Origin of the sequence: Bradyrhizobium symbiodeficiens, assembly GCF_002266465.3 — a bacterium.
In the GTDB taxonomy this organism is placed as follows: domain Bacteria; phylum Pseudomonadota; class Alphaproteobacteria; order Rhizobiales; family Xanthobacteraceae; genus Bradyrhizobium; species Bradyrhizobium symbiodeficiens.
In genome coordinates this window covers 2,787,164-2,797,920 of sequence record NZ_CP029427.2, presented here as the reverse complement: position 1 = coordinate 2,797,920, position 10,757 = coordinate 2,787,164, and the positions used below count along the sequence as shown (strand labels likewise).

The 10,757-nt window shown below is 65.3% G+C and carries 11 protein-coding genes, 1 pseudogene and 1 riboswitch; of the genes and pseudogenes, 8 read left to right on the top strand and 4 right to left on the bottom strand.

Going from position 1 to position 10,757, the window contains the following annotated elements; genetic code table 11:
- Nucleotides 1–2 precede the first annotated feature (2 nt).
- A riboswitch (cobalamin riboswitch) is annotated at nt 3–220 on the bottom strand.
- Nucleotides 221–260: 40 nt separating this feature from the next.
- Entirely contained in the window at nt 261–896 is a 636-nt protein-coding gene (gene cobO, locus CIT39_RS12725; protein ID WP_094974985.1) for a cob(I)yrinic acid a,c-diamide adenosyltransferase, read from the top strand.
- Between the two features lie 7 nt (nt 897–903).
- On the top strand, nt 904–2,352 hold the full coding sequence (locus CIT39_RS12720) for a cobyric acid synthase (protein ID WP_094974986.1): 1,449 nt from the start codon (nt 904–906) through the stop codon (nt 2,350–2,352).
- Here the strand turns inward: CIT39_RS12720 and cobD are convergent.
- Both cobD and cbiB read right to left on the bottom strand, forming a co-directional pair.
- Nucleotides 2,341–3,306: a threonine-phosphate decarboxylase CobD gene (gene cobD, locus CIT39_RS12715; protein WP_162308475.1), complete on the bottom strand. Its 966-nt coding sequence runs from the start codon at nt 3,304–3,306 to the stop codon at nt 2,341–2,343. The genes CIT39_RS12720 and cobD overlap by 12 nt on opposite strands.
- Nucleotides 3,307–3,317: 11 nt before the next feature.
- The gene (cbiB, locus tag CIT39_RS12710) at nt 3,318–4,241 is read right to left on the bottom strand and encodes an adenosylcobinamide-phosphate synthase CbiB (RefSeq protein WP_094975126.1); all 924 of its coding nucleotides are present in this window, start codon (nt 4,239–4,241) and stop codon (nt 3,318–3,320) included.
- A 139-nt stretch (nt 4,242–4,380) separates the two neighbouring features.
- On the opposite strand from cbiB, the gene cobU reads away from it, so the two are divergent.
- The 4 genes and pseudogenes from cobU to CIT39_RS12690 form a co-directional block, all read left to right on the top strand.
- Complete coding sequence (gene cobU, locus CIT39_RS12705; RefSeq protein ID WP_094974988.1) at nt 4,381–4,884, top strand: bifunctional adenosylcobinamide kinase/adenosylcobinamide-phosphate guanylyltransferase; 504 nt, start codon at nt 4,381–4,383, stop codon at nt 4,882–4,884.
- Nucleotides 4,881–5,663, top strand: a complete 783-nt coding sequence (cobS, locus tag CIT39_RS12700) for an adenosylcobinamide-GDP ribazoletransferase (RefSeq protein ID WP_094974989.1) — start codon at nt 4,881–4,883, stop codon at nt 5,661–5,663. The genes cobU and cobS overlap by 4 nt, the downstream gene beginning before the upstream one ends.
- Nucleotides 5,664–5,667: 4 nt before the next feature.
- Nucleotides 5,668–6,300: a 5,6-dimethylbenzimidazole synthase gene (gene bluB / locus CIT39_RS12695; protein WP_094974990.1), complete on the top strand. Its 633-nt coding sequence runs from the start codon at nt 5,668–5,670 to the stop codon at nt 6,298–6,300.
- Between the two features lie 96 nt (nt 6,301–6,396).
- Nucleotides 6,397–6,805: pseudogene (locus tag CIT39_RS12690) on the top strand (response regulator); the annotation flags it as partial.
- A 4-nt stretch (nt 6,806–6,809) separates the two neighbouring features.
- Here CIT39_RS12690 and CIT39_RS12685 read toward each other — a convergent pair.
- The gene (locus CIT39_RS12685; RefSeq protein WP_162308473.1) at nt 6,810–7,718 is read right to left on the bottom strand and encodes a LysR family transcriptional regulator; all 909 of its coding nucleotides are present in this window, start codon (nt 7,716–7,718) and stop codon (nt 6,810–6,812) included.
- 128 nt (nt 7,719–7,846) lie between these two features.
- Between CIT39_RS12685 and CIT39_RS12680 the strand changes: the two genes are divergently transcribed.
- Together CIT39_RS12680 and CIT39_RS12675 are read left to right on the top strand one after the other, a co-directional pair.
- A complete protein-coding gene (locus tag CIT39_RS12680) occupies nt 7,847–8,785 on the top strand; it encodes a ring-cleaving dioxygenase (RefSeq protein ID WP_094974991.1) in 939 nt (312 codons plus the stop codon).
- The gene (locus CIT39_RS12675) at nt 8,782–9,408 is read left to right on the top strand and encodes an alpha/beta hydrolase (RefSeq protein WP_094974992.1); all 627 of its coding nucleotides are present in this window, start codon (nt 8,782–8,784) and stop codon (nt 9,406–9,408) included. The genes CIT39_RS12680 and CIT39_RS12675 overlap by 4 nt, the downstream gene beginning before the upstream one ends.
- A gap of 41 nt (nt 9,409–9,449) precedes the next feature.
- On the opposite strand, the gene CIT39_RS12670 is transcribed toward CIT39_RS12675, so the two are convergent.
- Nucleotides 9,450–10,424 carry a magnesium transporter CorA family protein gene (locus CIT39_RS12670; protein ID WP_094974993.1) on the bottom strand — a complete coding sequence of 325 codons (975 nt, stop codon included), beginning with the start codon at nt 10,422–10,424 and terminating at the stop codon, nt 9,450–9,452.
- Nucleotides 10,425–10,757 lie beyond the last annotated feature (333 nt).

Below are 10,757 nucleotides of genomic sequence, written 5' to 3'. Positions count from 1 at the left end.
TCCAAAAATCGTCCGCGCTGGCAGGTCTCCCGGCTTGCGGAGCAGGGTTTCCCCTTCGATCCCCGCCTTCCCGATCCCAGGGGGATCAGTGGCTTCGGGCATCTCTCCGGTCACGGTCGCGGGGGCGGCTGCATTTTGGAGCCAAATCTTGCCGATTCGGACCCTATCGCATTCCCTCTTCGCCTGTCATAGGACAGGAACCAACACCGGGTCACCATTTGCCGGTGGCCGCCACTTGTCAAGCCGAAGGACCGGGACCGATGACGCCTGAACCGGATACGAAAACGGCCGAGGAAACCGACGCCCGCCACGCCACGAAAATGGCGAAGAAGAAGGCCGCCCGCGACAAGATCATGGCCACCAAGAGCGGCGAAAAGGGCCTCATCATCGTCCACACCGGCGCCGGCAAGGGCAAGTCCTCCTCGGCCTTCGGCATGATCGTTCGCTGCGTCGCCCATGGCTTTCCCTGCGCGGTCGTGCAGTTCATCAAGGGCGCCTGGGATACCGGCGAGCGGCGCCTGCTCACCGGCCATTTCGGCGATCTCTGCCAGTTCCACGCCATGGGCGAGGGTTTTACCTGGGAGACGCAGGACCGCGCCCGCGATATCGCCGCGGCACGCGCCGGCTGGGAGAAGGCCAAGGAGCTGATCCTCGATGAAAGCTTGCGCATGGTCGTGCTCGACGAGATCAACATCGCGCTGCGCTACGACTATCTCGACATCGCGGAAGTCGTCGAATTCCTGACGACCTCGAAGCCCGAGATGACACATGTCGTCCTCACCGGACGCAACGCCAAGGACGAGCTGATCGAGATCGCCGATCTCGTCACCGAGATGACGCTGGTCAAGCACCCCTTCCGCTCCGGCATCAAGGCGCAGGCCGGCGTCGAGTTCTGATCACACGATGGCACGCGCATTGATGATCCAGGGGGCCGGCTCGGACGTGGGCAAATCGCTCATCGTCGCCGGCCTTGCGCGGGCCTTCACGCGCCGCGGCCTGCGCGTGCTCCCCTTCAAGCCGCAGAACATGTCGAACAACGCAGCCGTCACTATCGACGGCGGCGAGATCGGCCGCGCCCAGGCGCTGCAGGCGCTCGCCGCCGGCGTCGAGCCGCACACCGACATGAATCCGGTGCTGCTGAAGCCCGAGACCGATGTCGGCGCGCAAGTGATCGTCCAGGGCAAGCGCATCGCGACCGCGCGGGCACGCGACTACGCGGCGATGAAGCCCTCGCTGATGGGCGCGGTGCTGGAGAGTTTCGAGCGACTGAAGGCGCGCTCAGATTTGGTGCTGGTCGAAGGCGCCGGCAGCCCGGCCGAGGTCAATTTGCGCAAGGCCGACATCGCCAATATGGGCTTTGCGCGCAAGGCGGATGTACCGGTCGTACTGGTCGGCGACATCGACCGCGGCGGCGTCATCGCCCAGCTCGTCGGCATCAAGACTGTGATCGACCCCGACGATGCCGCGATGATCCAGGGCTTTGTCATCAACAAGTTCCGCGGCGATCCCACGCTGTTCGACGACGGCTACCAGCTGATCGAGCAAAAGACCGCATGGCGCGGCCTCGGTGTGCTGCCATGGTTTGCGCGCGCGGGCGAACTGCCAGCTGAAGACGCGCTCGGCCTGAGCGACGCGCGCAAGCCGGGCCAGTGCAAGATCGCCTGCCTGGCGCTGTCGCGGATCGCCAATTTCGACGATCTCGACCCGCTCAAGCTCGAAGCCGGCGTCGATCTCGTGATGGTGCGCCCGGGCCAAGCGATCCCGGGCGATGTACGCTTGGTGATAATCCCCGGCTCCAAATCCACCCGCGGCGATCTTGCCTTCCTGCGCGCGCAGGGCTGGGACATCGACCTGCTCGCACATCACCGCAGGGGCGGCCATGTGCTCGGCCTCTGCGGCGGCTATCAGATGCTGGGCCGCAGCGTCGCCGATCCCGAAGGCATCGAAGGGCCCGCCGGCGACACGGCGGGGCTCGGACTGCTGGATGTCGAGACGGTGATGACCCCGCAGAAGACGCTGACGCGGGTCGCGGCCGTGCATGCCGCCACGCATCAGCCGATCGAGGCCTACGAAATCCACATCGGCCGTACCGACGGACCGGATCGCGCCCGCCCGTTCGCGAAGCTGAACGGCGAGCCGGAAGGTGCGATCTCGCGCGATGGCCTCGTGCAGGGCAGCTATCTGCACGGCCTGTTCACATCGGATGATTTCCGCAAGGCGTATCTGGCCAGGCTCGACATTCCCGCGGGCGACGAACCCTATCACGCCCGGGTCGAGAGCGCGCTCGACGCGCTGGCCGATCACATCGAAAAGCATCTCGACGTGGAAGGCCTGCTCGCGCTAGCCCGCTAGAACCTCGGCAACGCGTGTCCATTCGGCCTCGCTGCCCGGAAGCCCGAGGCGCAGCCATGTCGGCTTCTGCGCGAACACGCGCGACCAGATCCGGCCACGCGCGAGCTTCTCCTGCGCGGCGAGTGCGTCGGGCGTCTCGTACAGACGAAACAGTGACGCACCGCCGACAAGCCGCCAGCCCTGCGCTTGCGTCATCTCGTCCAGCCGGACACAATCGCGCACGAGACGCGCCGACGTCGCTTCGGCCCAGGCATCGTCGCGTAGGGCGCGGCTGCCAATCGCGATCGCAGCTCCGGAGACCGGCCATGGGCCCGACATCGCGATGAGCCTGGCGATGTCCGCGGCATTGCCGATGGCGAACCCAAGGCGCAAGCCGGCGAGTCCGTAAAACTTCCCGAACGAGCGCAGGATCAGCAACCCCTGCCGGTCCGCTTCCGACGCGAGCGACAGCTGCGGAACCGTGTCTGCAAAACTCTCGTCGATCACGAGACGGCCGACGCGTGGCAGCAGCGTCAGCAAATCCTTCGGTGTATGACACCGGCCATCGGGATTGTTGGGATTGACGACGACGGCGAGATCCGCCCCAGCCAGCGCGTCGAGCTCCGCGACCTCCTGCACATCCCAGCCAGCAGCCGACAGCACGCCAGCATATTCATTGTAGGTCGGCGCGAGGATGTGTGCGCGTCCGCGCGGCGCCAATTGCGGCAGCATTTGAATGACGGCCTGGGCGCCGCCCATTGCGACGATCGGCGCACTCGTGCGATAGGCGTGCCGCGCAGCTTGATGCAGGGCGTCAATCTCGGCTCGCGACGGCAGCGTGCTCCACGCCCGCGCGCTCACCTCGCCGACGGGATAAGGCAGCCGGTTGATCCCTGTCGAGAGATCGATCCAGTCTTCCGCGCGTCCGCCAAAACGCTGCTGGGCCAGATCGAGATTTCCACCGTGCTCACGCATGTCCCGTTCTTTCACGCGAAAGCCAGGATCGCAAGGAGGCCTGCGAGCAGCAGCATGGCGCGGCGGTAGACCGTCAGTGCCTCGGTGATGTCGGCGGCGCGCGGATCGCGCGCGCCTTCGTTCAGCCAGGGCTCGTTCGTGGTGCTGCCGTGATAGATGCGGGGCCCGCTGAGCCGCACGCCAAGCCCGCCCGCCATCGCGGCCTCCGGCCAGCCGGCATTCGGCGAGCGGTGACGGCGTGCGTCGCGAGTCATGCACGATAGCGCGTCGGATCGCCGCGGTGCCAGCAGCACAAACAGAAAGCCGGTCAGCCGCGCGGGAATGAAGTTCGCGACATCGTCGATGCGCGCCGCCGCCCAGCCGAACGCCTCGTGCCGCTCGCTGCGATGGCCAATCATGGAGTCCAGCGTGTTGATAGCCTTATATCCGAGGATACCCGGCAGGCCGAACAGCGCGCCCCAGAACACCGGCGCCACGATGCCGTCGGAGGCATTCTCCGCAAGGCTCTCGATCGCCGCGCGCGCGATGCCGGCCTCATCGAGCGCTGCGGGATCGCGACCGACGATGCGCGAGACCGCGTCGCGTGCGGCGGCGATATCGCCAGCCAGCAATGGATCTGCGACGGCGGCCACATGATCATGCAACGACCGCAGCGCGACCAGCGGCCATGCCATGACGCCGAGCAGCGCGATCTGGATCCAACCCGAGGGAAGCAGGACCTGAAGCACCCAGCCGACCGCAACGGAGAATGCGATCACCACGAGCGCGCCGGCGATGCCCGCGCCACGGCGAAACGCCGGCGGATCCGACGCGCGATTCCACCCGGAATCAATGGCGCCGATCATCTGCCCGAGCCAGGTCACGGGATGGCCTATCCGCGCGAACAGCCACGACGGCCAGCCCAGGAGGGCATCAACCGCCATCGCCAACATCATCGCGCCCGCAAAACCCACACCTGCCTCCTGTCTCGCCCCTGTTGCGCAAAGCAAGGCCCGAGCGCAAGCCCCTGCCCGCCTGATTTCGGCTTTGTCTTTGACCGCGTTTGATGATTAGTCAGGCCCTCGGGAGACCTTCATGGCCATCATCTTGATCACAGGCGGAGCGCGATCGGGCAAGAGCAGGCGTGCGGAAATGCGCACGCGCGCCTTCCCCGGGCAGCCCGTCTACGTCGCGACGGCCGAGGCGCTCGATGCGGAAATGGAGGCGCGCATCGCCAAGCATCGTGCGCGGCGCGAAGCCGACTGGATCGAACGCGAGGTGCCGCTTGATCTTGTCCCCGCGCTGGTCGCGACAGATGGCGGCGGTGCAAGACTGGTGGACTGCCTGACGCTGTGGCTCTCCAACCTGCTGCATGCGGAACGCAACTGGGAGCACGAGGTGAACGCGCTCGCCGCCGCCCTGCCCAGTTTGAAAAGCCCCGTCGTCTTCGTCACCAACGAGGTCGGTCTCGGCATCGTGCCCGACAACGCGCTGGCGCGGCGCTATCGCGACGCCGCCGGAATCATGAACCAGGTCATCGCGGCGGCGTCCGACGAGGTCGAGTTCGTCGTTGCCGGCCTGCCGATGAAGCTGAAATGATGCCGCGCGCAGACTTTTTGAACAACGTGGTCGCCGATCTCAGGATGGCAGCGTCGTTCGTCACGATCCTTCCCGTAGCGTCGTCGAAGCCCGCGGCCGACGGCGCCATCGCGCGTGCGACATGGGCTCTACCCGTGGCCGGACTGCTGGTCGGCCTTGCCGGCGCGTTCGTCTATGAGGTCGCCACCCGCTTCGGACTGGCGCCGAACCTTGCCGCCCTGCTCGCTCTCGCCACGACCGCCCTCGTCACGGGCGCGCTGCACGAAGACGGTCTCGCAGATACCGCCGACGGGCTCGGTGGCGGCCGCACGCGCGAGCGCAAGCTCGAGATCATGCGCGACAGCCGGATCGGGACCTACGGCGTCTGCGCGCTGATCCTGTCGTTCGGCCTGCGCTGGAGCGCGCTCGCCGCGATCGCCAATCCCTTGCTGGTGGCATTTGCGCTTTGCGCCGCGCACACCGCCGCCCGCGCAGGCGTGCCGGCCTTCATGGCACTGGTACCGCCGGCCCGGCCTGACGGGCTGTCGGCGAGCGCGGGATCGCCGCCGGGCCGCAGCGTCGCCATCGCCTTGGCTCTTGGAACGCTCGCGCTGGCTCTCGCGTTGGGGCCGGGCAAGGCGCTGGTCGGCTTGGTCCTGCTGTCGCTCGCCGGCCTGTTGCTGGCGCGGCTTGCCGTGCGTCAGATCGGCGGGCAGACCGGCGACATCCTCGGTGCATTCGAGCAGATCGGCGAGATCCTCATTCTGCTGGTGGCGGCATCCTTCCGGACGGGAGGCTGATTTCATGGTCGAGTTCGACGATACCTTCCGTCAGCACTTGCGCGAGCTGTTCGTGTGGCGCCGCGACGTCCGCCGCTTTCGAACTGACCCACTGCCGGCCGGCGCCATCGATCGCCTGATCGAGACCGCCTGCCTTTCGCCCTCGGTCGGCCTCAGCCAGCCCTGGCGCTTCGTCGTCGTCGACGATGTTGCACGGCGCCGCGCCATCATCGACGATTTCACGGCGTGTAACGCCGAGGCACTGAATTGCTATTCGGGCGACCGTGCGGCGCGCTACGCCGCACTGAAACTCTCTGGCCTCGAACAGGCCCCCGGCCATCTCGCCGTGTTCGCCGACAAGGCCAGCGACATCGGCCACGGCCTCGGCCGCGCCACCATGCCGGAGACGATCGAATATTCCGTCGTCGCCGCCATCACCGCGATGTGGCTCGCCGCACGCGCCGAGAGCATCGGCATTGGCTGGGTGTCGATTCTGAATCCGGATCGGATCCACGCGATTCTCGACGTGCCTCATAGCTGGAAGTTCATCTCCTATCTCTGCATCGGTTATCCCGAGATCGAATGCGACCAGCCCGAGCTCGAGCAGGCGAAGTGGGAACACCGGCGCGGTGCCGAGGAGTTTACGCTGCGGCGTTAGCACGCCGCACTGTCCTGCGTCTTTGCGAGCGAGGCGAAACAATCCAGAGTCTCTCCGCGGAAAGATTCTGGATTGCTTCGTCGCAACGGCTCCTTGCTCCGCATGTTGCTGGTCGATGACGATCCGGTCAATCGCGAGGTCGGCAAAGCCATTCCGAACCGGCTCGGCCATCATGCCGCGATCGCCACGGACGGCACATCGGCCGTCGCGCTCGCCCGTGATCAATCATTCGACGTCATCCTGATGGATCTGCACATGCCGGACATGGACGGCGTCGAGGCGGCGTCGAGGCTCGGCAAGCTCGGCCTACCGAGCACGCCGCGCGTCATCGCCGTGACGGCGGATGTGTCGTCCAGCGCGCGAGCGGCTCGCCGGCGCCGGCATCGTTCAAATGGTCAGCAAGCCGATCCTGATCAGCGCGGTGCGCGAGGCGATCGAGGACGAACCGGACATCAAGCCGTCGGCAGTGCAACTGTCCACGGGAGCATTGATCGACCGGCACTTTCGCGTCAGCGCGCCTGCACGCGCTCCTCTTCCCGCCCAAACCGCTCGACCAGGAAATCGATGAACAGCCGCACCTTCACCGACAGATGCCGGGTCGGCGGATACACCGCGTAAAGCGCGAGCGGCGGCGCGGAATAATTATCCAGCACCGTTCGCAGCTCGCCCTTCCGCAAAGCGTCGGCGGCGATGAACTCCGGCAGCAGCGCGAGCCCCCTGCCCTTGATCGCGACATCGCGCAGCACCTCGGCATTGTTGACGCAGAGCGACCAGGCCGGCTGGATCCAGTGGTCGCCGTCGCTGCCTGTAAGCTTCCACTGATTGCCGGTGAGCAGGAAGCCGTAGGTCAGGGAATTGTGCTCGCGCAGATCCTGCGGATGTTTTGGCGTGCCGTGACGCGCGAGATAATCCGGGGACGCACAGATCATGCGCGCCACCGGCATGATCTTTCGCGCGATCAAGCTCGACGATTCCAATTCCGCGATCCGCAAGGTCACGTCGAAACCGTCCTGCACGGGATCGAGCAGGTCGTCGCTGAGCACGATCTGGAGCTGAAGCTCGCCGTGACGCGTCATGAAATCGGCGAGCACCGGACCTAACCGCATCGTGCCGAACGACATCGGTGCGTTGACGCGGAGCAGCCCACGCGGCGCCGACTGGGCTTGCGTCACCGCCTGATCGGCCGCCTCGACCTCCGAAAGGATGACGAGCGCGCGTTCGAAATAGCGCTGGCCGCTCTCGGTCGGGCTCGCATGCCGCGTGGTCCGGTTCAACAGCTGGACGCCGAGGCTCTCCTCGAGGTCGGCGATGTACTTGCTGATCGCCGAGCGCGACAGCCGCAACTGGCGGCCCGCCTCGGCAAAACTGCCGCTTTCGACCACTTTCACGAAGGCCCGCAGGCTGCCGAGCTTATCCACGGGCTATTTCCGCCGATTGTTTCCAAATCGTAGACAGAGCCGTCATATTTGCATGGATTGTCTCCAATCCAAAGCGGAACAATATTTCCAACCAGAGCAAGACGCTCCCCGAGCTTTGGAGGACGACAATGTCTGGACTGCACCATGTGACCGCGATCGCCGGCGACCCCATCCGCAATTTCGGCTTCTACACCCGGGATCTCGGCCTGCGCTTCGTCAAGAAGACGGTCAATTTCGACGATCCCGGCACCTATCATTTCTATTACGGCGATGAGACCGGCCGGCCCGGCACCATCCTGACCTTCTTTCCCTGGGCCGGCGTTCCGGCCGGGCGCCGCGGCGTCGGCGAGACCCATCAGACCGCGTTCCGCGTGCCGCAGCGCTCGCTCGGCTACTGGACCCAGCGCTTCACGGAGAAGGGCATTGCCTATGAGGCGCTCGAGAAGCGCTTTGGCGAGTCCGTGCTGCCATTCACCGATCCCGACGGCATGGCCCTCGCGCTGGTCGGCGTGCCGGGCATCGAGAACGAGCCTGGCTGGAGCAACGGAGATGTGCCGGCGGAGCATGCGATCCGCGGCTTCCACGGCGTAACCTTGCTGCTCGACAGCGCGGCGAAGACGGCCGCTATCCTCACCGACGTGTTCGGCTTCAAGGAGACCGGCCGCGAAGGCTCGGTGATCCGCTTCAAGGCGCAGGGCGATGCCGAAGGCAGCGTAGTCGACATCTACGAGGCCAAGGGATTCCTGCGTGGGCATCAGGGCGGTGGATCCGTGCATCACATCGCCTTCCGCGCGGCGGACGACGCCGAGCAAGGCAAGATGGCGCAACAGCTCGTGAGCAGTCACGGCCTGCATCCGACCGAGCAGAGGGACCGCAACTACTTCCGCTCGATCTACTTCCGCGAGCCCGGCGGCGTGCTGTTCGAGATCGCGACCGACATCCCCGGCTTCGCCGTCGATGAACCCGTCGCGACGCTGGGACGCGACCTCAAGCTGCCGAGTTTCCTCGAAGCCCAGCGCAAGCAGATCGAGGACGTGTTGCCGAGCCTGGAAGAGAGCGTGTCATGACCGAGAGTGCCTTCATCCATCGCTTCGAGCCCGCGATCAGCGCGGGCTCCCCTCCGCTCCTGCTGCTGCATGGCACCGGCGGCGACGAGAACGATCTGCTCGGGCTCGGCAAGATGATCTCGCCTGGCTCGGCCCTGCTCTCGCCGCGCGGCCGCGTGCTCGAGCACGGCATGCCGCGCTTCTTCCGCCGTCTCGCCGAAGGCGTCTTCGACGAGCAGGATGTGCGGCGGCGCGCGCTCGAGCTCGGCGATTTCGTCAGCGAGGCACGGAAGCAATATGGCATCGCAGCGCCTGTCGCGGTCGGCTTCTCCAACGGCGCCAACATCGCAGCCGCGCTGTTGCTGCTGCAACCGGAATTGCTGGCTGGCGCAATCCTGCTGCGCGCGATGGTGCCGCTGTCGGATCCGCCCACGGCCGATCTTGCAGGCAAGCCGATCCTGCTACTGTCTGGCCAGACCGATCCGATCGTACCGCCCGGCAATTCGGCCAAGCTTGCCGCTCTGCTCTCGCAAGCGGGCGCGAGCGTGACCCACAGGGTCCTGCCGGCGGGCCATCAATTGTCGCAAGCCGACGTGACGCTCGCCCGCGACTGGATCGGCAAGGTCGACGCCAAGGCAGCATGAACCACGAGCGGCGCATCGTTTCCGAACGGTGCGCCGCTTTTTCATTCGAACCAGCCGCGCCGTTTGAACCAGATCAGCGGCAGAACGCCGCTTGCAATGATCGCGAGGCATGCCAGCGGATAGCCGAACGTCCAGTCCAGCTCCGGCATGTGCTTGAAGTTCATGCCCCAGATTCCGACCAGGATGGTGGGGGGCACACCGACGACGGACACGATCGTCAGGATCTTGAACAGCTCGTTCTGCTGGATGTTGATGAAGCCGAGCACAGCGTCAAGCAGAAGCTGGATCTTGTCGGACAATCTCGTCTCGTAATCGTTGAGCGAGACGACGTCCTTCGACACCGCTTCGAGACGCTTCTTCGAGGCTGCCGTGATCCACTCGCTGCCGACGTCGCCAGCAAACGATGCGATGCGGCCGACCCCGAGCAGAACGTCCCGCGCCTTGGCCAATCTGTCCGCGAGTTCACCGATGTTTTCGAGCGCTTCCCTCATCCTGCGACTGGAATGGGCCAGCCGTTTGGTGCGAACGAGGCCGCCCTTGAAAACGCCCCGCGAAAGCCCGTCGACTTTCGCACCAAGATGCTCCAGGACATCGGCGCCGCGATCGACCATTGCTTCGAGCAAGCTGGTGAACACGCACATGCCGTTCTCGAGACTGTCGTCGGAGCCGATTCGCTCGCCGACGGCCTCGAATATGGGCAGTTGGGCAAAACGCACCGTCACCAGCACGTGGGGACCGATGACGAAGCCCACGGGCGTGATCTCGGCCTCGCCGCCCTCGTCGGGCTGGACTGCAGGAGAGCTGAGATAAAGCGTGCCGTGATCAAAGATCAGTCGGCTCGATGCTTCGATCTCGCTAAGGGAATCCTGGGACGGAATCCGTATTCCCAACAGCCGTTCGACAAACTGTTTTTCCTCGTCGGTCGCGTTCAGTAAGTCGGCCCAGATGATCTCAGAGGGCATTTCCGTGCTGATGCTTCGCCAGTCATTTGACGGCCATCTATACAGTTTGAGCAAGAAACCGAACTCCGTGTGCCCCCTGGCGGCGGATCGCGCGGCAAGCTGCCATCCTGCGTCAAGCTAACGCATGAGGATTTCGATCGTTCAATGTCTGGAAATCGACCGAGAGCTGCGCTCGAAGGAAACGAGGCGACCTTCTCAAGATACTGCCATCATGCCGGTGTTTTGCCCGACGCATCGAGCGGCGTCAGCCGTGGCGCATGATGCCGAGCGACCCCGCAAGCCATTGAAATAGCTGGCCCCGTCTACTGTGCATGGGGTTGTTTTCGCGTTTTTTGCCTGGAGTAGTCGAAGCAATGGCCTCTTCCCGATGGAGGAGGCCATTGTCGA

Bases quoted from the DNA above. Each gene is read 5' to 3' on its own strand.
- cobO (WP_094974985.1), top strand. From the start codon at position 261: ATGACGCCTGAACCGGATACGAAAACGGCCGAGGAAACCGACGCCCGC.
- CIT39_RS12720 (WP_094974986.1), top strand. From the start codon at position 904: ATGGCACGCGCATTGATGATCCAGGGGGCCGGCTCGGACGTGGGCAAA.
- cobD (WP_162308475.1), bottom strand. From the start codon at position 3,306: ATGCGTGAGCACGGTGGAAATCTCGATCTGGCCCAGCAGCGTTTTGGC.
- cbiB (WP_094975126.1), bottom strand. From the start codon at position 4,241: ATGATGTTGGCGATGGCGGTTGATGCCCTCCTGGGCTGGCCGTCGTGG.
- cobU (WP_094974988.1), top strand. From the start codon at position 4,381: ATGGCCATCATCTTGATCACAGGCGGAGCGCGATCGGGCAAGAGCAGG.
- cobS (WP_094974989.1), top strand. From the start codon at position 4,881: ATGATGCCGCGCGCAGACTTTTTGAACAACGTGGTCGCCGATCTCAGG.
- bluB (WP_094974990.1), top strand. From the start codon at position 5,668: ATGGTCGAGTTCGACGATACCTTCCGTCAGCACTTGCGCGAGCTGTTC.
- CIT39_RS12680 (WP_094974991.1), top strand. From the start codon at position 7,847: ATGTCTGGACTGCACCATGTGACCGCGATCGCCGGCGACCCCATCCGC.
- CIT39_RS12675 (WP_094974992.1), top strand. From the start codon at position 8,782: ATGACCGAGAGTGCCTTCATCCATCGCTTCGAGCCCGCGATCAGCGCG.